At 45.1% G+C, this 21,580-nt stretch carries 20 protein-coding genes; 11 read left to right on the forward strand and 9 right to left on the reverse strand.

Translation table 11 applies throughout. The annotated features are described in order from the left end of the window. Position 1 precedes the first annotated feature (1 nt). Together yegQ and E5Y90_RS04580 are read right to left on the reverse strand one after the other, a co-directional pair. Positions 2–1,393 (reverse strand): tRNA 5-hydroxyuridine modification protein YegQ, encoded by a 1,392-nt coding sequence (gene yegQ, locus E5Y90_RS04575; protein WP_174659537.1) that lies wholly within the window; start codon positions 1,391–1,393, stop codon positions 2–4. A gap of 149 nt (positions 1,394–1,542) precedes the next feature. Continuing rightward, a complete protein-coding gene (locus tag E5Y90_RS04580; RefSeq protein WP_174659538.1) occupies positions 1,543–1,953 on the reverse strand; it encodes a Cd(II)/Pb(II)-responsive transcriptional regulator in 411 nt (136 codons plus the stop codon). An 86-nt stretch (positions 1,954–2,039) separates the two neighbouring features. Between E5Y90_RS04580 and E5Y90_RS04585 the strand changes: the two genes are divergently transcribed. Further along, positions 2,040–2,660, forward strand: a complete 621-nt coding sequence (locus tag E5Y90_RS04585; RefSeq protein WP_151204653.1) for a cation transporter — start codon at positions 2,040–2,042, stop codon at positions 2,658–2,660. Positions 2,661–2,725: 65 nt separating this feature from the next. On the opposite strand, the gene E5Y90_RS04590 is transcribed toward E5Y90_RS04585, so the two are convergent. Continuing rightward, a complete protein-coding gene (locus E5Y90_RS04590; RefSeq protein ID WP_151204652.1) occupies positions 2,726–3,505 on the reverse strand; it encodes a ferredoxin--NADP reductase in 780 nt (259 codons plus the stop codon). 105 nt (positions 3,506–3,610) lie between these two features. Between E5Y90_RS04590 and tsaA the strand changes: the two genes are divergently transcribed. Further along, the gene (tsaA, locus tag E5Y90_RS04595; protein ID WP_174659539.1) at positions 3,611–4,315 is read left to right on the forward strand and encodes a tRNA (N6-threonylcarbamoyladenosine(37)-N6)-methyltransferase TrmO; all 705 of its coding nucleotides are present in this window, start codon (positions 3,611–3,613) and stop codon (positions 4,313–4,315) included. A gap of 60 nt (positions 4,316–4,375) precedes the next feature. Here the strand turns inward: tsaA and E5Y90_RS04600 are convergent, their stop codons facing one another. Continuing rightward, entirely contained in the window at positions 4,376–5,632 is a 1,257-nt protein-coding gene (locus E5Y90_RS04600; RefSeq protein ID WP_174660557.1) for an MgtC/SapB family protein, read from the reverse strand. A gap of 212 nt (positions 5,633–5,844) precedes the next feature. Between E5Y90_RS04600 and E5Y90_RS04605 the strand changes: the two genes are divergently transcribed. From E5Y90_RS04605 to E5Y90_RS04620, 4 genes are all read left to right on the forward strand, one after another. Continuing rightward, positions 5,845–7,602: a GspE/PulE family protein gene (locus tag E5Y90_RS04605; RefSeq protein WP_174659540.1), complete on the forward strand. Its 1,758-nt coding sequence runs from the start codon at positions 5,845–5,847 to the stop codon at positions 7,600–7,602. A 91-nt stretch (positions 7,603–7,693) separates the two neighbouring features. After that, positions 7,694–8,059, forward strand: coding sequence for a NirD/YgiW/YdeI family stress tolerance protein (locus E5Y90_RS04610; protein WP_174659541.1), 366 nt, complete (start codon positions 7,694–7,696; stop codon positions 8,057–8,059). A 135-nt stretch (positions 8,060–8,194) separates the two neighbouring features. Further along, entirely contained in the window at positions 8,195–8,860 is a 666-nt protein-coding gene (locus tag E5Y90_RS04615; RefSeq protein ID WP_174659542.1) for a response regulator transcription factor, read from the forward strand. 2 nt (positions 8,861–8,862) lie between these two features. Further along, on the forward strand, positions 8,863–10,209 hold the full coding sequence (locus tag E5Y90_RS04620; protein ID WP_174659543.1) for an ATP-binding protein: 1,347 nt from the start codon (positions 8,863–8,865) through the stop codon (positions 10,207–10,209). Positions 10,210–10,273: 64 nt separating this feature from the next. Here E5Y90_RS04620 and hemP read toward each other — a convergent pair whose 3' ends face one another. Continuing rightward, positions 10,274–10,444: a hemin uptake protein HemP gene (hemP, locus tag E5Y90_RS04625; protein WP_151205563.1), complete on the reverse strand. Its 171-nt coding sequence runs from the start codon at positions 10,442–10,444 to the stop codon at positions 10,274–10,276. Positions 10,445–10,582: 138 nt separating this feature from the next. Here hemP and E5Y90_RS04630 point away from each other — a divergent pair, with 138 nt between their 5' ends. Beyond that, positions 10,583–11,482 carry a thiamine phosphate synthase gene (locus tag E5Y90_RS04630; protein ID WP_174659544.1) on the forward strand — a complete coding sequence of 300 codons (900 nt, stop codon included), beginning with the start codon at positions 10,583–10,585 and terminating at the stop codon, positions 11,480–11,482. A 40-nt stretch (positions 11,483–11,522) separates the two neighbouring features. On the opposite strand, the gene E5Y90_RS04635 is transcribed toward E5Y90_RS04630, so the two are convergent. Continuing rightward, the gene (locus tag E5Y90_RS04635; protein ID WP_174659545.1) at positions 11,523–12,068 is read right to left on the reverse strand and encodes a tetratricopeptide repeat protein; all 546 of its coding nucleotides are present in this window, start codon (positions 12,066–12,068) and stop codon (positions 11,523–11,525) included. Between the two features lie 14 nt (positions 12,069–12,082). Further along, positions 12,083–14,470 carry a penicillin-binding protein 1B gene (gene mrcB / locus E5Y90_RS04640; RefSeq protein WP_151205151.1) on the reverse strand — a complete coding sequence of 796 codons (2,388 nt, stop codon included), beginning with the start codon at positions 14,468–14,470 and terminating at the stop codon, positions 12,083–12,085. 475 nt (positions 14,471–14,945) lie between these two features. Between mrcB and E5Y90_RS04645 the strand changes: the two genes are divergently transcribed. Beyond that, positions 14,946–15,884, forward strand: coding sequence for an NAD(+) kinase (locus tag E5Y90_RS04645; protein ID WP_151205150.1), 939 nt, complete (start codon positions 14,946–14,948; stop codon positions 15,882–15,884). Positions 15,885–15,886: 2 nt separating this feature from the next. Then, the gene (locus tag E5Y90_RS04650; RefSeq protein ID WP_151205149.1) at positions 15,887–16,159 is read left to right on the forward strand and encodes a YeaC family protein; all 273 of its coding nucleotides are present in this window, start codon (positions 15,887–15,889) and stop codon (positions 16,157–16,159) included. A 615-nt stretch (positions 16,160–16,774) separates the two neighbouring features. On the opposite strand, the gene E5Y90_RS04655 is transcribed toward E5Y90_RS04650, so the two are convergent. Continuing rightward, complete coding sequence (locus tag E5Y90_RS04655) at positions 16,775–17,776, reverse strand: glycosyl transferase family protein (protein ID WP_174659546.1); 1,002 nt, start codon at positions 17,774–17,776, stop codon at positions 16,775–16,777. 428 nt (positions 17,777–18,204) lie between these two features. Between E5Y90_RS04655 and E5Y90_RS04660 the strand changes: the two genes are divergently transcribed. Further along, on the forward strand, positions 18,205–19,548 hold the full coding sequence (locus E5Y90_RS04660) for a dicarboxylate/amino acid:cation symporter (RefSeq protein WP_174659547.1): 1,344 nt from the start codon (positions 18,205–18,207) through the stop codon (positions 19,546–19,548). Positions 19,549–19,711: 163 nt separating this feature from the next. Beyond that, positions 19,712–20,854 carry an acyl-CoA dehydrogenase family protein gene (locus tag E5Y90_RS04665; protein ID WP_151205146.1) on the forward strand — a complete coding sequence of 381 codons (1,143 nt, stop codon included), beginning with the start codon at positions 19,712–19,714 and terminating at the stop codon, positions 20,852–20,854. 112 nt (positions 20,855–20,966) lie between these two features. Here the strand turns inward: E5Y90_RS04665 and E5Y90_RS04670 are convergent, their stop codons facing one another. Beyond that, on the reverse strand, positions 20,967–21,485 hold the full coding sequence (locus tag E5Y90_RS04670; RefSeq protein ID WP_151205145.1) for a DJ-1/PfpI family protein: 519 nt from the start codon (positions 21,483–21,485) through the stop codon (positions 20,967–20,969). Positions 21,486–21,580: the final 95 nt, after the last annotated feature.

Raw genomic sequence — 21,580 nt, forward strand, 5'->3', positions numbered from 1 at the left:
CTTAACTCGCCCGATACGCCAGTGAAGAGGCTGAAATGTCTACAGTCGAACTGGGCAGATTACGGATCAGCAGGGCATATTGCATATCTACATCTGCTGGGGCCGGAATCTCGACGATATGACCTGAGCCTTTGGCATCTTCAATCAGATTACCTTTTTTGTCTTTCATCTCAGTTAAAGTAAAGGTAATGTTGCCTTGAGGAGTCATCAGCTCCAATGAATCACCCACCACAAAACGGTTCTTTACATCAATTTTGATGTAGTCGCCATTATGTTCCAGCACTTCGCCACAGAACTGCTGATGATCGAAACTGGATGAACCATTCTCATAGTTTTGATATTCGCTATGCACATGGCGGCGCAGGAAACCTTCGGTATAACCACGATTCGCCAGACCTTCAAGCTGAGTCATCAGTGATGGATCAAAGGGTTTGTCTGCCAGTGCATCATCAATCGCTTTACGATAAATCTGTGCAGTACGCGCACAGTAGAAATAAGACTTGGTCCGACCTTCAATTTTTAAGGAATGTACACCAATTTTGGTGAGACGTTCGACATGTTGTACGGCACGCAGATCTTTGGAATTCATAAAGTAAGTGCCGTGTTCATCTTCTTCGGCGGCAAACATGTCTTCTTCGTTGCGCTGTAACAGCACTGGCTCATTGAACTGGTGTTGTGTCTGCAGATGTGCTTCGTCGGCATCTTTGGAGCAGCAGCCTGAATCCAGGTTTTTCACCGGAATGACATCGCCAGTTTCATCTTCCTTGGCATCGAGAACTTTATATTCCCAGCGGCAGGCATTGGTGCAGGCACCCTGATTGGCATCCCGTTTGTTCATGTAACCGGATAACATGCAGCGTCCTGAATAGGCCATGCATAATGCCCCATGAACGAAAACTTCAATTTCCATATCCGGAACTTGCTGTTTAATTTCTGCGATTTCTTCAATGGACAGTTCACGTGACAGAATGACACGGGTGAGTCCCATCATCTTCCAGAATTTGACGGTTGCCCAATTCACGGCATTGGCCTGCACAGACAGGTGAATATCCATATGCGGAAAATGTTCCCGTACCAGCATGATCAGACCGGGATCCGACATGATCAGAGCATCTGGCTGCATGGCTACGACAGGTTCTAAGTCACGGATAAAACTTTTCAGTTTAGAATTGTGAGGCTGGATATTGACCACCACATAAAATTTCTTACCCAGTTCATGGGCTTCTTGAATGCCAATCGCAAGATTGTCATGATCAAATTCATTGTTACGAACACGCAGACTATAACGCGGCTGTCCTGCATAGACTGCATCTGCACCATAAGCAAAAGCGTAGCGCATATTTTTGAGTGAGCCAGCAGGTGAAAGAAGTTCTGTAACGGTCGTGATGCTCATGCTTGATCAAAAGACATAGAAAAAGTATGGCTTTATTCTAATCATCTAAAAACAGGATTCAACCTAGTAAATAACTCGGAATTGGCCAATGGCGCTTAAATTTTGAGCTAAATATACAGCAGTCATTACCTTAAAAATGGAAAGTAAACTCAGCTAGTTTCACCTGCTTCCAGCATTTTTAAAATCTGGCAATGGTCGATAGTGGTCGGGGTATTACAGCTTTCCCGCAGTGCCTTCAATTGCTGCTTAAATATATATAACTCTTTAATTTTATTAGAAACATCTGAGAGATGCTGGTCGATAAGCTGATTGACTGCACAGCAGTCCTGATCCGGATTTTGTTCTAGTTGAATCAGATGTTCAATCTCTTTTAGAGACATACCTAAGGCACGACAACGCTTGATAAAAATTAAGCGTTTAAGAGCATCTTCCGTATAATAACGATACTGATTGCTTGCTCGAAAATTCGGCTGAATCAGGCCTTTTTTTTCATAAAAGCGAACGGTATCGGTGCTGAAACCGGCTTTTTGGGCGACTTCTGAAATTAAATATAAAGACATTTTTATTCCGGGCTTGACCTTGGAGTTACTCCATAGTTTCTAATTAATCTAACCTATTTTTTTAGATAAAAACACTGGAGATTATAATGGCCTGTAGCTGTAGTCATGAACCTGCTCCTCCCAAGCCTAACAGCAAATTTAGAACGGCATTGTGGATTGCCCTGTTCATTAACCTTGCCATGTTCGTGGTGGAGCTGATAGGTGGAACCTATGCACATTCATCGGCATTATGGGCAGATGCGCTGGACTTTTTTGGAGATGCAGTCAATTACGGTATTTCACTTGCGGTATTAGGTGCAAGTCTGTATTGGCGTGCAACCGTTGCACTGCTAAAAGGGGTGACCATGGCCTTATTTGGTATTGTCGTGATTGGCAAGGTGATTTATGCCTATCTTCAGGGTATTCCGCCTGAAGCCATTACGATGGGTGTAATTGGAGTGGCCGCCTTGATTGCCAATGTCACTACCGCAGTGATTCTCTATGCCTTTCGTGATGGGGACTCCAATATGAAATCAGTCTGGCTGTGTAGCCGAAATGATGCGATTGGTAATGTCGCGGTGATTCTGGCTGCAATTGGGGTATTGGGTACAGGCAGTTTATGGCCGGACATCATTGTGGCAGTCATTATGGCCAGTTTAGGATTAACTGCAGGCTATCAGATCGTTAAACAGGCGATCAATGAAAGAAAAAATTATACAGTGGTTTAATCTGTATGAAAAAACCGAGCTAAACAGCTCGGTTTTTTTGAGTATGCTTCTAAAGAATCGAAATCTTATTTTTCCACAAAAGCACGTTCAATTACGTAATCGCCTAGAACACCCATACGAGGAGATTCTTTTAAGCCATGCTGGTCTAGCAGTGCGGCAACATCATCAAGGAAGGCCGGGCTACCGCAAAGCATCGCGCGGTCAGTTTCAGGATTGAAACGTGGTAGCCCGATTTTTTCAAACAGCTCACCGCTTTCAATCGCAGTCGTTACGCGGCCCTGGTTTGGATATTCTTCACGGGTTACGGTTGGGTAATAAACCAGTTTTTCACGAATACCCAGCTCTTCAAAGAACTCATGGTTCGGAAGTTCGTTCAGAATCAGGTCCTGATAAGCCAGTTCAGAAATGAAGCGGGTTCCGTGAACCACGATAACTTTTTCAAAACGCTCATACGTTTCAGGATCTCGAATCGTTGCCAGGAACGGTGCAAGCCCTGTACCAGAAGAAAGCAGATACAGGTTTTTACCCGGGTTCAGGTCATCCAGAACCAGTGTGCCTGTCGGCTTTTTAGACACCAGAATTTCATCTCCCACTTTTACTTTTTGCAGGATCGAGGTCAGCGGGCCATCGGGTACTTTAATAGAGAAAAACTCTAACTCTTCTTCATAATTTGCGCTTGCAATCGAATATGCACGCATTAACGGCTTGCCGTTCATTTCAAGGCCGATCATCACAAACTGACCGTTTTTAAAACGCAGTGCAGTGTCGCGAGTCGTTTTAAAAGAGAATAAAGTATCATTCCAGTGGTGGACGTGAGTAATCTTTTCGACGTTAAAAGCAGCCATTAAAGGTCTCAATAAATTATCAAATTAGAACAGCTTGCTATTCTAATCTAAAATCATTCTTGATAAACTGAATATATTTAATTGAACTTATCAGAAAAAGTTATTATGACTGGGTTGAAAATGCCGATTATTGGCTATATGCGTTCTCCTTACAAAGAAAAATTTGGTATTCCTCGTCAGCCTAATCTGGTTCAGGTGGAGAGTTATATTGAAATGACTGGCCCTTATAATGACTTGCTGGCATTTGAAGGAATTGACGCATTCAGTCATCTGTGGCTGGTCTGGCAGTTTCATGCGAACAAGAACCAGCAGCATAACCAGTTTCGTCCGCAGGTACGGCCACCGCGTCTGGGAGGGAATAAAAAAATTGGGGTATTTGCGACCCGGAGCATGTATCGTCCCGCAGCACTCGGTTTATCGGTTGTAAAACTGAAAGACGTGCAAAAAGTGGGTAAAGATGTCCGTGTCTATGTTACGGGCAGTGACCTGCTAGATGGGACGCCAATTATTGATATTAAGCCTTATATTCAATATTCGGATGCGTTGGTTGATGCGCAAAGTGGTTATGCCCAGGAAGAACCAGCCCGTAAAATTGTGATCTGGAGTGATAGGGCAGAACAGCAAAAGCAGGCTTTACTGGCGGCTCAAAAAATCTTACCCAAGACTTTTCAAGAGCTGGAGGAGGTATTATCTCTGGACCCAAGGCCCGCCTATCAGGATGATGAAGAACGGATGTATGGAATGAAGTTTGCTGACTTAGATGTGAAGTTTAACTTTCAGCAAAGCTGTATAGTCATACAGGAGCTATAAGTTCCTGTATGAATTAGAACCTAAGCAATTGATTCTCAATATCGAGTTTGTGGTGGTATATTAAAAAACCATCCACCACATCAGAGCAATCAACACTGCCATATGCAGGATTTGTACCGGAACAAAATACAGGGCAAATTTAATACCGCCAGTCAGCGCCGCATTGACCGACTTTGCCAAGGCATGAGCACCGAGTCCCAAAAGTAGAGCATAAATCAAGTGGCTATTTGAAGGATCTCCTTGAACGGTGACACCAGCCATGGCAGCATGAATTTCGAACAGGGAGGCGAGCAAGGTGCCGGCCAGTAAGCCGGCATTTCCCAACAGCTGTTCCAGTCCATAAACTCCAGCCTGAATCAGGGTTAAAGTCACCGCAATAATTACTGCTTCCTTTAAGCTAAACATCCGGCTGTCTGAAGATTCCAGATTTGAACTCGGTTTAGCCTTGCGCAGTAATAAAAATGCACAGGCTGCCAGAATGACCCCAGCGACCAAGGTAGGCAAGAACAGAATTCTCAGCCAGCTCAAGGATACACCCCCCACCACAACCAACAGTAGCACTAGGGTTGAGATACAGGACATCAGTGCGGCACCCGCATTCGATTTGGCATCCACTTTACTTTTACGTACCTGTAAACCCAAATGCGCAATAGTCGCAGTACTAGAAACGAAACCCGAAGCAATAGACGACAGCATCAAGGCATTTTTACTCGACAATAAGCGTTTGGCAATATGTGCAAGAGCCTGTACCACTAAGATCAAAGTCAACAGTCTTAAAATCAGATGCGGATTCAGGACTTCGCCCCATAGGGGCTTATCAGGCGTCAGCGGTAAAGCAATCAGAATGAGTGCCAGTAAAAGTATGCCATCTCTAAATTCAGCTTCGCTAATCCATTGTCCGGCAATATTATGCATGGAGTGTTTGGCCATCAGAATAATCGTGACCAAGACCGCCAGTCCTGCGGCCAGCGGAATATTCCACAGGCACATGGCCCCAATAAAATAGGTCATCATAAAGGCCAGTTCTGTGGTAATACCGGGATCTTGCAGCTGATTCCGAAGGGAAAACATGACTATTCCACCGACTAACAGGGCGCCTGTCAGACCAATATTCATGCCAAATAAAAAACACAGCGCACCCAACAAGGCACAGAGGGCAAAAGAGCGTAATCCGGCAAAGCTAGGCTGCTGTTCACGCTGTTTATGCCGCTCACGTTCCAGGCCAATCAGCAAACCACAACCAAGCGCCGAAGTGAGGATAGTCAGCAGTTCCTGAAAAGAACCGCTGCTATTGAGAGGCACCACACTAAAATCCATATTAGTCTCAGTCATTTAAAAGACGGTCTGTTTGAAATATAGGCGATAAACTAAACTATGAACAAGCAGGAAAAATTATATTTTGAAATAATCAGCAGGCGTGAAGATGAATTGCTGTGAAAATCTGCCGCTCAACCATGACATGCAGACACAAAATGCGAAAAACAAGAAAAACTTGTTATAGTGAATACTGCTTTGGGGAGCAATAAAACATGAACTTTGATTTTGAAATTGATACAGGCTGGTGCTTAGACCAGTTATTAAAAGATGGCAAAATAGCTGAATGCGACCGAATGCGGGTTCAGACCACCCATCGCCAGCGTGAGCAGATTAAATGGCATCCTTTGCAATGGATTGCACATTTTAATCTGGTCGATCAGTCTCATCCTCAAAGCACCCTTACATTAAACCGTCTATGTCAGTGGTTGGCAGAAAAAACCGGATTAATGTTCTATATCATCGATCCTTTAAAAGCGGACGTACAGGCATTGACCCATGTTATGTCACAGGAGTATGCCGTACGCAACCATATTTTGGCGGTAGAGATTCAGGCAGACAAAGTCCTGATTGCCACGGATCAGCCTTATAAAACTGAATGGGTGTCGAATCTCGAGCAGAATATTTCCCCGAAAAAAATACAACGGGTACTGCTAAATCCGGAACAGCTACAACGTTATATTACTGAATATTATCAGGTCAGTCGCGCTGTCAGCGGCTCACAGAAATCATCAGCCTATGACCGGGAAAATAAAGGCGTAGAAGCCTTATTACAGCTGGGCGATTCACAAAACCCGGATGCCAATGACCAGCATATTGTCAAACTGGTAGACTGGGTGCTGCAATTTGCCTTTGAACAGGGCGCCAGTGATATTCACATGGAGCCGCGCAAAGATACGGGCAAGATTCGTTTTCGGATCGATGGTGTACTGCATACCATTTATAACATGCCGGCCAATACACTGACCGCGGTCATTTCCCGGATCAAGATTCTGGGACGGATGAATGTGGCGGAAAAACGCAAGCCTCAGGATGGCCGCCTGAAAACCCGGACACCCAAAGGACAGGAAACTGAACTGCGTCTGTCAACTTTGCCGACGGCATTTGGTGAAAAACTGGTAATGCGTATTTTCGATCCAGAAGTGCTGGTCAGGAGTTTTCAGCAACTCGGTTTTGAAGAGCATTTGCTCAATGACTGGAATAATCTGACCAACCACAGTCATGGCATTATTCTGGTGACCGGGCCAACGGGTTCCGGTAAAACCACCACCTTATATTCAACCTTGAAGCAGCTGGCGACGGAGCAGGTGAATGTCTGCACCATTGAAGATCCGATCGAGATGCTGGAGCCGAGCTTTAACCAGATGCAGGTCAATCACGGCATCGATCTGGGGTTTGCGGACGGGGTGCGTGCACTGATGCGTCAGGACCCTGACATTATCATGGTGGGGGAGATCCGTGATCAGGACACTGCCAATATGGCGATTCAGGCGGCACTGACCGGTCATTTGGTACTGTCTACCTTGCATACCAATGATGCACCGTCGAGTCTGACCCGTTTGCACGATCTGGGGGGGCAACCCTTTCTGACTGCCGCAACGATCCTGGGGGTTCTAGCCCAACGTCTGGTGCGTAAGCTCTGCCCACACTGCAAGCAGGAAAGTTTCCTGAATGAGCAGGAGTGGCAACATCTGGCAGCCGATTATCCTCTGCCGCGACCAGAATTCGTCTTTAAAGCGGTGGGCTGCGAAGAATGCCGGCATACCGGTTATAAAGGCCGTATCGGGATTTATGAGTTTATGCCACTGAGTCTGGCCACTAAACAGCTGATTGGTGCCGATGCGAACCTGAACCAGTTGCGTCAGCAGGCGAAAAAGGAAGGGGTAGAGCCGCTCAGAATTGCCGGGGCGCGTAAGATTCTGGAAGGTGTGACCACACTGGAAGAAGTCCTCAGAGTCGTGCCTTTAACTTAATTTTAAAAATGAAGCCATCTTAAGATTCAATTCATCTTCGGCTGTTTTAATAGCATCATCGAAATAAGGCAACTTTAAAGAGGTAACTTCAATGAAAATGATGATAAATACAGTTCTGGCAGCTGCATTGATGGGTTCTATTGCCACCGCTACGGTAGCAAGTAGTGACACCGCTGTGAATCAGGCCGCTTTTGCTCAATCGACTACGGTCAAACAGGCACTGGCCATGAAAGATGACAGCAAGGTTCAGCTGAAAGGATATGTAGTCAAAGCAGTCGGTGATGAAAAATACCAGTTCCGTGACAGCACCGGAACCATTACGGTTGAGATTGATGACGAACTTTGGCAGGGTAAACCAATTTCAGCCAAAACACCGGTAATCATCACAGGTGAAATTGACATTGATTATAAACCGGCCAAACGTGTTGAAATTGAGGTTGATCAGGTTCGTTTCTAATATCGCCTGATTTGCTGAAAGCAGCTCGAACACAGCAACAAAAAACCACATGCAAGTTACCAAAAAGCATGTGGTTTTTTTGAGTCTGGAACTTTTTCAAGGCAAGATAGAACAAGGAAGCAAACGGAGCAAAGTATGCGTATTCTTTTGGCGGAAGATGACTCCTCTCAGGCAGACAGTATCCAGACCTGGCTGGAGATGGATGGCTATGTGATTGACCGGGTCGAGCGCGGTGATCATGCGATTCTGGCAATTGAGCAGCACCAGTATGACTGCATTTTACTGGATCGTGGTCTGCCGAAGGCCAACGGAGATGAGATTCTTAAAAATTTGCGCAGTCGACAGAAAGATACTCCGGTGATTTTTATTACCGCCAAAGACAGTATTGATGATCGGGTAGAAGGGCTGGATTTAGGCGCCAATGATTATCTGGTCAAACCTTTTAGTCTGGAAGAGTTGTCGGCCCGGGTGCGCACCCAGCTCAGACTTCGACAGCAAACGCCGAATCATATTCTGCACTGGCAGGATCTCAGCCTCGACACTCAGGCCAAGACCCTGCACAAAGCCGGTCAGAATATTAACCTGACGGCAAAGGAATTCCAGATTCTGTATAAACTGATGCAGCAGCCTGAACATATTGTCACCCGTGAACAGCTGGAAGAGTCGCTTTATGCTTGGGGCGATGAAATTGAAAGCAATGCCATCGAAGTATTTATTTACCAGTTGCGTAAAAAAATCGGCAGCCAGATGATTAAAACCCTTCGCGGTTTGGGTTATCGCATGTATAAACCGGAAACATAATTATGTCAGCGCCTATTTCCCTGCAAACCCGGTTGATTCAACACGCTCTGTTCAGTTCTGTATTGGCGGGGCTGTTGGCGTGGTTGCTCTCTTTGGGAATCTCCAGTTATCAGGCAATCCAGCTGCATGATGACTTGATGCAGCAGATTTCCGAGCTTCTATTGGGCGATCTGACCCAGATGAAAGATACCCAGGTGGATGAAATTAGTGAGCAGTTTGACATCCAGTATGCGTTATTACTGGATCAGAAGATTCTTACCACTTCGGTTGAGCATGAACTATTAACTGAAATACCGCTTGTGCAGAAAAACGGCTTTCACTTTGCTTATGAACAAGGCCATTTTATTCGGATTCTTAACGCTGAAGATGACGGTTTGCAGGTTAAGGTAGTACAGCCGCTGTCGGTACGCTTTGAAGAACTCTGGCAAACGACTTTGAGTTTTCTTGGTATTTTACTGGTGTTATGGTTATTACAATGGTTAATTTTATATATTGCGATCAAACGTCAGTTAAGGCCGTTAAATAAAATTTCCCAGGCCATTGCATTCAAATCCGCTCAGGAACTCAGCCCGATCGATCGTCCGGAACCTGAAATTACGGAGCTGCAGCCGATTGTACGTCAGTTGAATGCCATGCTCGGCCGGCTGGAAAAATCACTGACTGCCGAACAGCGTTTTACCGCAGATGCTTCCCATGAACTGCGTTCGCCACTTTCTGCGATTCAGATGCGCTTACAGGTGCTGAAACGTCAATATCAGGATGATGCATCATTAGCTCATGCCTTGCAGCTGATCCAAAATGATGTCAATCGCGGCACGCTGGTACTGGAAAATCTGCTCTTGCTGGCACGACTCGATCCGGAGCGGGCAGAGCAACTACCCAAACAGGTGGTCAATCTTAAACTTCTGGTTCAGGATGCTTTGCAAGCCTTACAACCAGTGGCTCAGGAAAAAAACATCCATTGGAATTTATGGCTTGAAGATGCCGTGATTGAAGCCAATGCAGAACTCATTTTTAGTTGTATCCGCAATCTGCTGGATAATGCCATCCGTTACACACCAGTCCAAGGACAGGTGGACATTCGAACCAATATCCAGCAACAGCAGATCCAGTTGCTGATCGAAAATTCAGGTGAGGGTATGACGGCTGAAGTCATAGAACGTTTGGGTGAGCGTTTCTATCGTGCCTTGGGCACTCAAACGCAAGGTTCAGGCTTGGGCTTGTCTATTTGTCAAAAGATTATGCAGCTGCATGCGGCCAGAATAGATTATGCAGCTTCAGATTTGGGCGGGCTGAAAGTGTCATTAAGCTTTGCAGGTCAGGCGCAGAATTTAAAGTCATGCCAATAAAAAAAGCAGTAGGGGCTGATTCATACTGCTTGTTCCCACGTTGGTTATTATTGAACTATGCTAATTATTTAGTAAGAATGAGTCGGTTGTTGCGAGTCAGACGCAAACGGTATTCCTCACCAGCATGCATGATTCGGATTTCACGGCCAAGAGCAAAAAGATTATTTGAGTGCAGCATGGGCAAGGTATGGTGAGTTTCGGTATTGCGAGTAAACAAGCTAAATGGTGCATTCATTCCATCGACTCCGTGGTGTATTTTGGATTGGTTTAAATGATAATCATTATCAAATTGGTCTGTCAACGGAATATTGAATAATTTATAAAAAGCTCTAACTTGCTTACAATCTGTAAAACTTTCATGGTTCATCATATTATGTCTAAACCTACCATTCATGTCGCAATTGCTATCTTGTTTTATCAAAATCAGATCCTGGTTGGCTGGCGTGAAGCCGAGCAACATCAGGGGAACAAGTCTGAATTTCCAGGCGGTAAAGTAGAGCAAGGTGAATCACCGCTTGAGGCATGTCGACGTGAGGTTCTTGAAGAGGTGGGAATTGATCTAGATGTCTGGCATGCATTTGATTTTATTTTGCATGAATATGAAGATGTCATTGTCAATTTACATATTTTCCATAGCTCGGTGTCATCTGAACAGTTGGCGCACATCAAAGCACCTTGGGGCTGGTATCGTCGTGAACAGCTCAGCCAGCTGAATTTTCCTAAAGCCAATCAGGCCATGATTCAAAAGCTGCAATGGCCACAGAGAATAAAAATTTCTGACAACCTGAATGTTTTAAATCATCTTGAGGCCAATCAAATGCTGTATTGGCGGGCAGAGGCCAGTCCTGAGCGAGTAATGCAACTGCAACAACTGCCGATTGAGCAGCTATCTAAATTGATCGTTAATCAGGCTATGTGGGAGCAATTGAATGAATTACAGCAGCACACCATTCGCAGCATTCATTTAAAACAGTCGCAATTAATGGCCTTGCAAAAAGGGGAGCTTCACTGTGGTTACCGCTATATTGCTGCCTGTCATGACTTGAAGGCATTAATCCAGGCGCAGCAGATTGGCTGTGAGGCGGCTTTACTCAGTCCAGTGCTGGCCACAGCGACACATCCCGATACCCCTGCACTCGGCTGGGAGCAGTTCAAGGAGATGGCAGAACAGGTACAAATTCCGGTATTCGCCCTTGGCGGGATGAAAGCGGAAGATCTGAGCTATGCACAAGCTCAACATGCTTATGGCATTGCCGGAATTCGCCATATGTAAGACATTCACATACAGCGTTCAGTATTTGCCAAAGCAGGCCCTAATATTTGCTGAGGGCCTGGCGGGCTTGCTGAATGGCTGTGCTATTTTTCTGCTGTTGAGCCGCTTTCAGGCGAACTTGCCAGAGCTGCTTTTTCATGGCCTTGGACTGGGCATAACTCAGACCACGCAAAGCAAAAGCATCGGCGCGGGCGGGCTGGTTGGTGCGGTTGGCAATCATTCCCAGATAGAGATAGGTTTCAGGCGCTTGAGGTGCCAGACGCTGGGCTTGCAATACAGTGGTTTCAGCCTGAGCAAACTGCTGCTTGCTATACGCTTTCTGGGTTTGTTGCATCAGCTTTTTAAAGGCAGGCAGATTGCGGCCATCATTAAATTTTTGTGCCTGTGGTTTCTGCTCAGGAAGGATAATCTTCTGGCGTTTAATTTCCGGGCGCTCATAAGGACGAATCACCACACCATCCGGTGTGGCAACTTTCGGCTGCTCCTGTGCCGGTTTAGCCGGGGTAAGAGGCTGCTCTGGTTCAGAAATGGTCTGGCAGCCCACCAGACCGAGAATGAGCAGACCAGGAATGACTTTATCTAACATGATGACAGGCTCAATTATTGACTATAACTTCCACTCGAGATAATACGGGTTTCGCTAGACAGATCACGTTCTATTTCTGTTTCAGTTTCTTGTATATAGCGGCTGATTTCATCCATTTCTTCAGTTTCAGCAGGTTCTGAGTCAATGGTATAAGGTTCAGTGGCATAGTGCGATATACCACACGCCGTAGCCTGATTCGGTATGGCATGGCTGGAGATTGGAATATACATGGCACCTTCACAACCTTGTGCAGATAACTGTCCTGTATAGCGGTCTAGCCAGTGCCATTGAATCTCATTCGGTTGTGCCAGATTAACCGGTTTTTGACGCAGCTGCTTCATCACATTGGTCCAAACCGGCAGGGCACCTGAAGAACCGGTTAAACCGGTTGTCTTGTTATCATCTAAGCCCAACCAGACCACAGCCATATAGTTACCGGAATACCCTGCAAACCAGGAGTCACGTGTGTCGTTGGTGGTTCCCGATTTTCCGGCCAGATTCAGGCTACGTGGCAGGCTGTTATAGGCTGCACGGCCAGTCCCGCTATTCATAACCTGCTGCAAGCCATAATTCAGCGCATAGGCCGATGCCGGATTAATCGTCGGCTGTACATCCAGGCTATAGCGATCCAGAGATTTGCCATTGGCATCCACCACTGAGCGAATCGCTTTGACCGGATATTTAAACCCGCCAGTCGCGAAGTTGCCATAAATGTTCATCACTTCCATCGGTGACAGATCGACCGCACCTAAAAAGATCGATGGATAAGATGGAATATCCGAGCTCACACCAAATTTTTTCAGATGATTGATAAAGGAGGATAGACCGAATTCTTGTCCTAAACGTACCGTAGACAGGTTATAGGATTGAGACAGGGCTTGTACCATCGGCACCACACCATATTCACGCCCACTATAGTTTTTAGGAGTCCAGGCTTTGCCATCACTTTGTATACTGAGCTGGCTATCCTCAATCGGGCTGGCCCAGTGATAGCGGTTAGACTCCAAAGCAGTGAGATAAATGACCGGTTTTAATAAAGAACCGACCTGACGCTTGGCATCCAGCGCACGGTTAAAGCCGGTAAAATCCTGAGTAGACCCGACAGCTGCGACCAGCTCACCATTTTCAGGATGTGCCACCAAAACAGCGCCCTGTAAATCTTTCAGGCGACGCGGATTAGATTTACTTAAACTGCTTACCGTATTTTTGAAACTCTCCTGAATGCGCGTTTGTGCCAGTGGATCAAGTGTCGTGAAAATCCGCAGGCCCTGATTGGTCAGATCGGCTTCCTGATAATCGGTACGCAGCTGACGACGCACAATGTCCAGAAAATCCGGGAAGCGCGCCGGACCTAAGGTCGGCTTGGCAATCACATTCAGCGGACGTGCCGTTTCAGTTTCATACTGTTCCTGAGTCAGATAACCCATGACTTGCATATTGTTCAAGACAATATCACGACGCTTTTTAGCAGCTTCTGGATTACGCCACGGGTTATATAAACTCGGGCCCTGGACCAGACCGACCAGAAATGCTTGCTGGGAAATATTTAATTCACGTAGAGGAAGGCCAAAATAGAACTGTGAGGCCAGACCGTAACCATTAATAGAATAACTGCCGTTTTGGCCCAGATTTACCTCATTTAAATAGGCTTCCAGAATTTCATCTTTACTGTAGTGCAACTCAATCAGCATGGCCATAAAGGCTTCATTCACCTTACGCTTTAAGGTGCGTTCAGGGGTGAGATAGAAGTTCTTGACCAGTTGCTGGGTCAGGGTTGAACCCCCCTGACGTTTACCCCCGGTAATATTGCTGACCACCGCACGGGCAATACCACGCGGCGACACCCCATGATGATGGTAGAAGTTACGGTCTTCTGTGGCAATGAGTGCTTCAATCAGCGGTTTAGGAACCTTATTAAGCTTAATCAGAACCCGGTCTTCATTATGCTGCGGATAAATACCACCGATTAATAAAGGTTCTAAACGGGCAATTCCCGAGCTGGAAGGCTTGGTTGCACTGACATCACTGATCTGTTCGCCATTGAAGCTGACTTTTAGGACTTGTTCCGGTTCAACCCGGTCACCAAAATCAAAGCCACGGGTATGTACATATAAGATATTCCCCGTACTGACAAAGCTGCCCGATTTGGCATAGCTGTCAGAGTTTTTATAACCTAATAGTTTTAATTCTTGCTGTACGTCCTGCTGGCTGACTGGCGCATTGACATAAACTTCCATCGGGCGTGCAAATACTTTAGCCGGAATATCCCAGCGCTGGCCTTCAAACTTGTCACGTACTATATTATCTAGACGAATCAAATAGATACTAAAAGCAACGAAGGCGGAAATGACGAGAATGGAGAAGAGTAAGGCGAGCAGACCCAGGCCACGTTCAGACTTCATAAATAATGATAAGATCCTGTGAAATTGTGCTAATCATGCGAAGCTTTTCATTATTTTGCAATAATTATTCAAGTATTGTGATTAAAATTAAAATCTAAAACCACAATTTCTCCTTAATTGGAGACTGTTGACACTGTTTATACATGCAGTGTGCTATAACTAAAACCGAGTACACCAGGCATGAAATGAGAGAAATAACCAGACTTGCCAAGTTTTATAATGAAAGCCGAGAGCGTCTTCGCTATGGCCTTTCAGAACAAACCTGTTTTTTGCTGCTATCTCGTTTATGGGGTCATGCCTTTAGCATGGCTAAATCTTTGAACTCAGGCCTGATATCAGCTAAAAAATCTTGCGCGATATCTCTCTTAAGGTCGCACACATAGATAGAGTGTCAACAGGCCTTAAATATATATCGAAGAAACGAAGACATAATCAGCCTGCTTTATAAATTGTCAACCGGGTATGGCTTAATGTTATGATAGCGAAGATTCGTAATGGAGCGACGATACTGGTGCAAATTTCCCATAAGACATTTCGAAATATCGGGTTAATAGGACGTCCTGATAAATCATCTGTGGTTGAAACCTTATGTCTTATCCATGATCATCTACTGAACCTCGGTCTGCATCCGGTATTTGATGCTGACACTGCTGAGCTGGTGCCTTATCAGAATACGCAAACGGTTAGCCGGGCCTTACTGGGTGAAGTGGTCGATCTGGTGATTGTGGTAGGCGGTGATGGTTCACTGCTGCATGCAGCACGTGCACTGGTCAAGTACAATACCCCGGTCATCGGAGTAAACCGTGGACGTTTGGGTTTTCTCACTGATATCAAGCCTACAGAAGTGATCTTTAAGCTGGATCAGGTGTTAAAAGGGGATTTTCAGACCGAACGCCGTTTTCTGCTAGAAGTGGAAATCCGCTCCAAAGGCGAAATTATTTACGATGCCATTGCCCTGAATGATATTGTTTTACACTCGGGTAAGTCGGTACATATGATCGATTTTGAGCTGAATATTGATGGACAGTATGTCTACCGTCAGCACAGTGATGGCTTGATCGTAGCGACTCCAACCGGCTCAACTGCTTATGCCTTGTCTGGTGGTGGACCCATTTTGAATCCAAGTATGGATGCCATTGTGTTAGTGCCCATGCATCCACATACTTTATCTTCCCGACCGATTGTGGTGGGGGGGCATAGCGAAGTGAAATTACTAATTCGTGAAAATCGCGTACTGCCGATGGTAAGTGCGGATGGACAACACAGCGTGTCTTTGAATATTGACGATAGCGTCCATATTCGTAAGCATCCATTTAAACTGAATCTTCTGCATCCACCAGGTTATGACTTCTATAATGCGTGTCGAACCAAACTGGGCTGGAACCAGGACTTTGATTATTTTAAGCAGGATTAAACATGAATATTGAACAAATGCTTGCCGTACTCAATCCTGAAATTGTTGAGCGCCTGAGAACAGCAATTGAGATTGGAAAATGGCCAAATGGTGTGGCATTAACCGAAGAACAGCGCCAGACCTGTATGCAAGCCGTCTATGCCTGGGAAATTAAGCATCTGCCGGAAACTGAACGTAGTGGCTATATTGACCGCGGGACCAAAGAGGAAGGTGAGCAATGTGATGATGATCATCACAAAAATGAACCAGAATTCAAGCCGATCCGTTTTGTATAATCTGGCCCGACATTTTAAAGAAGTGTTGAAAACTAAAAAAGCATTGTGATGTTCACAATGCTTTTTTCATGGGCGCAGAAATCCAGACTTAACTTTCCATGCAAGATGTTGACCGGCTGCCCATCTTCAAACTGGCTAATCTCATCAGCTAATTCAAAGTTCAGATGATTGTCATAATAATTCAGCTCTTCCTGCTCCAGGTCGTCTTTATCCAGAAATGGACGGGCACTGCCTTACAGCTTATGCAGGAGCTGCTCGGCATCAGGCTAGAGTATCAAAATTTTGCTGCCTGTAAGCAGCCGCAATTTCGGCCAGAGGATACTGAATAAAAAAATGCTGATTGTTTCGTCAAGATGATTGGAATTTATCAGGGTGTGCTGAAGGGGAAGCCGTACCTGATGTTCTTTGCTCGTTAGAGTATTCATGAGAAGGTCATAAACAGGATCTTCAACTCACAATTTATTTTGAGCTGAATAATGGGGCGGCCGAAAGATCAACTTACCGGCGAACCTGCTGCTGTTTCTATACGTTGGCATCACACTTTATGTCAGCCGGTTCAGATTACAGCAGAGGCTTAGCATACGAGCCGATTCGCCGTTAAATTAAGGAAAAACTTTATAGTGGATGGCGCTGCGCCCACAGAGTTTTCGCTTGCTGCATAGCGGCCGCATAGCTGTCACATACACCCATGGTATAGAGCGCAATCCCCATGGTTTCAGTCACCGCCATTTCCCCATAGTCATGCTGCTCCCTGCCCTCCCAAACTGCTTTGAAAACCTCCAGATCCAGCTCTTCCTCAGTTGGACTGCGGTTATCAGTCAATTTAGGCAATTCATGCTCATAAAGTTCGCCATTTTTAATCCCGCAGATTAAAGTTCTGGCATCCGGATTGCGTTCGAACTCGCCCCCTTCACCTTTAATGACCGCACTGTTTTGATAGCCCAGTTTAAATGCAGCCTGTTGATGTGAACTGCGATAAGCCGGGTGGAAAATAGCCTGTAAAGTGGCTTTGGCGTTAAAGGGATTGATCAGACGTGCCAAAGTATGAATCGGGGAGCGTAGGCCCATAATATTACGTAATGCAATTAAATCGGCCAGAATCGGTGAAATAACCTCGAGGGGGAGATAAGCAAAATGCTGTTGCTGAAGCTGTTGCTCCACGTCCTGATCATCCTGACAGATTGGATAGCCTAAGTAAGTCAGGACTTGCTCAGTATAGATCCGGTTCATTGTATGCCCGGAAGCACCATGCATGACTATCTTGTAGCCATGTTTGGCCAAAGTTAAGGCAGACAGAATAAACCACGGATAATGCTTGCGCTTACCTGCATAAGAGGACCAGTCCAGATCAACTTCCAAGGCTTTAAAGTGAAGCTGATCACGAGTGGCCTTTACAAATCCGGCCAGCTCATCTACCGATTCTTCTTTGACCCGAAGCAACATTAAGAAGGCTCCCAGTTGAACATCCAGTACTTCATCTTTCAAAATCATGCTAAAAGCCTGATAGGCTTCTTCATAACTTAAAGAGCGTGCGCCATTTTTTCCTTTCCCAATAATCCGTACAAACTGGGCAAAAGGATGTTCAAAATCTTTATAAATATTTCTTTTGCTATTCATAACTTACTCGGCATGCCCTGAAAAATGATCATTAAGATAAAGAATATGTCAACTCATCTGGAGATGGATTTCAGTATACGATAAACCGGAATATATAGTTCACTATCGACTAAGGTCTAATTGGGTCTCGCCCAAAAAGTGACCAAATGTGTATTTACCTCTACACATTCAGGCTAATTATTCGGTAAAATTTAACCAATCCTTAGAGTGTGTTTAATTTTTCTTAATCTCTTTCTCCCGTTCTCATACTTTCGTCGGATGCTAAGCATCAGATGAGAGCATTGGCGTTTCACAATTGTGAAACGCTATTTTGACTGAATGAATATTTGGTTGAATTTCACTCTTTTGCCAGAGGGGGCAGGTCGTGCGCTTAAAAAAGTGCATTTTTTTGTTTGTTTTTATTGAAACATCGTTCAAGTAGATTTGTTATGGCGAAACAACCAATTTATAAATCACTTTATTTCCAAGTGATTGTAGCCATTATCGCAGGTATTTTGGTAGGACATTTTTCACCAAGTGGTACACAAATCATCAATGGCGTAGAACAGTATGTTCCGGGCCTGGGTGAGCAGCTAAAACCTTTAGGTGATGCATTTATTCGTTTGATCAAAATGATCATTGCACCCGTGATTTTCTGTACGGTCGTGAGTGGTATTGCGGGTATGGAAAGCATGAAGTCAGTCGGTAGAACCGGTGGGGTTGCTTTACTTTACTTTGAAATCGTATCGACCATTGCACTGATTATTGGTCTGCTGGTGATTAATATTGCCAAGCCGGGTGTGGGCATGAACGTTGATCCTGCCTCACTTGATAGCAGTGGGATTAGTAAATATGTAGCCTCAGGTGAGTCGCAGTCTACCATCGACTTCCTGATGAATATTATTCCAAATACAGTCGTAGGTGCATTTGCAGAAGGCGAAATTTTACAGGTTCTGTTATTTGCCATCATGTTCGGTTTTGCATTGCATAAACTGGGCACCCAAGGCAAGCCAGTCCTGAAATTCATTGATCAGATCTCGCATGTATTCTTTAACATCGTGAATATGGTGATGAAGCTTGCTCCACTTGGTGCTTTCGGTGCGATGGCTTTTACCATCGGTAAATACGGCATCAGTTCACTGGCGCAGTTGGCACAGCTGATTATTTGTTTCTATATTACCTGTCTCCTGTTTATCTTTATTATTCTAGGTACGATTGCACGTATTGGCGGCTTTAGCATCATGAAAATGATCCGTCTGATCCGTGAAGAGCTGCTCATTGTTCTGGGAACGTCATCTTCAGAATCGGTGCTGCCACGTATGCTGAAAAAACTCGAGCTGGCAGGTGCAGAAAAATCTGTGGTGGGTCTGGTTATTCCAACAGGTTATTCGTTTAACCTGGATGGAACCTCAATCTACCTGACCATGGCGGCAATCTTCATTGCGCAAGCGACCAATACCCAGCTGGATCTTTCACATCAGATCACTTTGCTGCTGGTACTCTTGATTTCATCAAAAGGTGCAGCAGGGGTCACAGGTTCCGGCTTTATTGTTATGGCTGCAACGCTGTCTGCGGTAGGTCATATCCCAGTTGCCGGTCTGGCCTTAATCCTGGGTATTGACCGCTTTATGTCTGAAGCACGTGCCTTGACCAACCTGGTGGGTAACTCTCTGGCAACTTTAATGGTTGCAAAATGGGTGGGCCAGCTGGATAAAGAAAAACTGGATTGGGCGCTGGCAAATCCGGCTGAAATTGATAAACAAATGCTACAGGACGGCCCACAAGCAAATTAATGCGCTGTCTGGATAGAAAAGGAAGCTACGGCTTCCTTTTTTTATGGGAAAAACTTATTGACTCAGGAGTTTGGGAAAAAGTCAGCTTCAGCACATGACAGTGGCTTTAAAAATAGCTAGTCTGTGCTCGGGATATAATGATAAACGCCATAAGGATAAAAGAATGCTGGCCTATGATGCTGACCTAGAATTATTTCGCGATAACTTTAAACGTTTTATGAATGAACATGTTGCCCCGCATTATGCGCAATGGGAGCGCGAAGGCATGATACCGCGTTCTGTCTGGCATGCGATGGGCGAAAATGGTTTCCTGTGCGTAGATGTGCCGGAAGAGTATGGCGGTTATGGAGTGCCGACGCATTATTCCCTGATGCTGATTGAAGAGTCTGCACGGGCAGGCTATAGCGCAATTTCCACCGGGTTGTCGTGTCATTCAGATATTGCTGCGCCTTATATTCTGCATATTGGATCAGAAGAACAGAAAAAATACTGGTTACCTAAAATGGTGACGGGAGAAGTGGTGGGTGCCATTGGAATGACCGAACCGGGTGCCGGCTCAGACTTGCAAGCCATACGTACGCATGCGATTTTGCAAGATGATCATTATTTATTAAATGGTTCCAAAACCTTTATTTCAAACGGGCAACATGCAGATCTGGTGGTGCTGGCGGTAAAAACCGACCCGCAGGCACGTGCGAAAGGAGTCTCACTGCTATTAGTCGATACCCATCTGGAGGGCTTTAAAAAAGGCACCAATCTGGAAAAAATTGGTTTGCATTCTCAGGATACTTCAGAGCTGTTCTTTGATCAGGTCAAAGTGCCCAAAGATCAGTTGCTGGGCCAGCCGGGTCAGGGTTTTGCCTATTTAATGCAGGAATTGCCACGTGAACGTACTGCCATTGCAGCAACTGCCTTGGGTGCAATACGCGGTTCTATTGATGTCACCACACAATATGTCAAAGAGCGTCAGGCTTTTGGTCAGGCTATTGCCCAGTTCCAGAATACCCGTTTTGTACTGGCTCAGGCCAAAATTGATGAGCTGGCAACTGCTGCATTCTATAATCAGAATGTCGAGCTTTATATGCAGGGCAAACTGGATGTTGAAACCGCAGCAGCCTTAAAAAGCTTCTCGACCGATATGCAGATGAAAGTTGCTGATAATCTGCTTCAGTTGTTCGGTGGTTATGGCTATATGACGGAATATCCAATTTCCCGTTTCTTTGTGGATGCGCGTATTCAGCGAATCTATGGGGGTACCAATGAAATTATGAAGGAAATTGTGGCACGAGGTCTGCTAGGACGGTAAGTTTCAAGTAAAAAAGAGTTCGTTATGAACTCTTTTTTTACAGGGGAAATATTTAAAAATCCAAGGAGAAAACAGGATGTAAAAATCTGGAAAGTATCAATATATTATTGTTTTAAGATTTAAGTACATTCAGGCATTCGTGAATAAAAATAGGCAAGTCGTTGGGAACTCGTGATGAAATCAGCTGATTATTATCGTTGACCAGTTCGGCATCATAATAGGTTGCTCCTGCATACTGTACGCGCAGTGCATGGGCACGGATACTGGTAATCATCCGGTTTTTTAATACATCGGCTTCACTGAGTAATAATGAAGCATCGCACAGACTAAAAATGGTTTTTCTGGCCTGATTAAAAGCCTGAATAAAATGCAGCACCCGAACATCATGGGCCAGTGCAAGCGGAGACTCACCCCCTGGAATGAGTAAAGCATCAAAATCATCAATACTGATCTGTTCAATACTACGGTCAATAGTAACGGCTAGACCACCATGCAAGCCATAAACCACCTTGCCTGCACGTAGTTCAATATTGCAGATAGTATGCTGGGCTGCGCGTAAGGCTTCCACAGGTTCCAGATATTCCTGATCATCAAAATTGTTCGTCACCAGTACAGCTATTCTTTTTGGCATGATAAACACCCCAATCCTCGTTTCAAATCAGACTAGCGACTTAAGGTTAAAAAAACGTCTCTGCTTTGTAAGCGATCAGTATTTTACTGTAAAAA

Source organism: Acinetobacter sp. 10FS3-1, assembly GCF_013343215.1.
Classification (GTDB): domain Bacteria; phylum Pseudomonadota; class Gammaproteobacteria; order Pseudomonadales; family Moraxellaceae; genus Acinetobacter; species Acinetobacter lwoffii_C.

Coding starts and splice junctions, on each gene's coding strand:
- hemP (WP_151205563.1), bottom strand. CDS start 10,444: ATGAATGCACCATTTAGCTTGTTTACTCGCAATACCGAAACTCACCAT.
- E5Y90_RS04600 (WP_174660557.1), bottom strand. CDS start 5,632: ATGGATTTTAGTGTGGTGCCTCTCAATAGCAGCGGTTCTTTTCAGGAA.
- E5Y90_RS04605 (WP_174659540.1), top strand. CDS start 5,845: ATGAACTTTGATTTTGAAATTGATACAGGCTGGTGCTTAGACCAGTTA.
- E5Y90_RS04645 (WP_151205150.1), top strand. CDS start 14,946: ATGATAGCGAAGATTCGTAATGGAGCGACGATACTGGTGCAAATTTCC.
- E5Y90_RS04670 (WP_151205145.1), bottom strand. CDS start 21,485: ATGCCAAAAAGAATAGCTGTACTGGTGACGAACAATTTTGATGATCAG.
- E5Y90_RS04635 (WP_174659545.1), bottom strand. CDS start 12,068: ATGTTAGATAAAGTCATTCCTGGTCTGCTCATTCTCGGTCTGGTGGGC.
- E5Y90_RS04590 (WP_151204652.1), bottom strand. CDS start 3,505: ATGGCTGCTTTTAACGTCGAAAAGATTACTCACGTCCACCACTGGAAT.
- E5Y90_RS04615 (WP_174659542.1), top strand. CDS start 8,195: ATGCGTATTCTTTTGGCGGAAGATGACTCCTCTCAGGCAGACAGTATC.
- yegQ (WP_174659537.1), bottom strand. CDS start 1,393: ATGAGCATCACGACCGTTACAGAACTTCTTTCACCTGCTGGCTCACTC.
- mrcB (WP_151205151.1), bottom strand. CDS start 14,470: ATGAAGTCTGAACGTGGCCTGGGTCTGCTCGCCTTACTCTTCTCCATT.
- E5Y90_RS04650 (WP_151205149.1), top strand. CDS start 15,887: ATGAATATTGAACAAATGCTTGCCGTACTCAATCCTGAAATTGTTGAG.
- E5Y90_RS04585 (WP_151204653.1), top strand. CDS start 2,040: ATGGCCTGTAGCTGTAGTCATGAACCTGCTCCTCCCAAGCCTAACAGC.
- E5Y90_RS04580 (WP_174659538.1), bottom strand. CDS start 1,953: ATGTCTTTATATTTAATTTCAGAAGTCGCCCAAAAAGCCGGTTTCAGC.
- E5Y90_RS04660 (WP_174659547.1), top strand. CDS start 18,205: ATGGCGAAACAACCAATTTATAAATCACTTTATTTCCAAGTGATTGTA.
- E5Y90_RS04620 (WP_174659543.1), top strand. CDS start 8,863: ATGTCAGCGCCTATTTCCCTGCAAACCCGGTTGATTCAACACGCTCTG.
- E5Y90_RS04630 (WP_174659544.1), top strand. CDS start 10,583: ATGTCTAAACCTACCATTCATGTCGCAATTGCTATCTTGTTTTATCAA.
- E5Y90_RS04655 (WP_174659546.1), bottom strand. CDS start 17,776: ATGAATAGCAAAAGAAATATTTATAAAGATTTTGAACATCCTTTTGCC.
- tsaA (WP_174659539.1), top strand. CDS start 3,611: ATGACTGGGTTGAAAATGCCGATTATTGGCTATATGCGTTCTCCTTAC.
- E5Y90_RS04610 (WP_174659541.1), top strand. CDS start 7,694: ATGAAAATGATGATAAATACAGTTCTGGCAGCTGCATTGATGGGTTCT.
- E5Y90_RS04665 (WP_151205146.1), top strand. CDS start 19,712: ATGCTGGCCTATGATGCTGACCTAGAATTATTTCGCGATAACTTTAAA.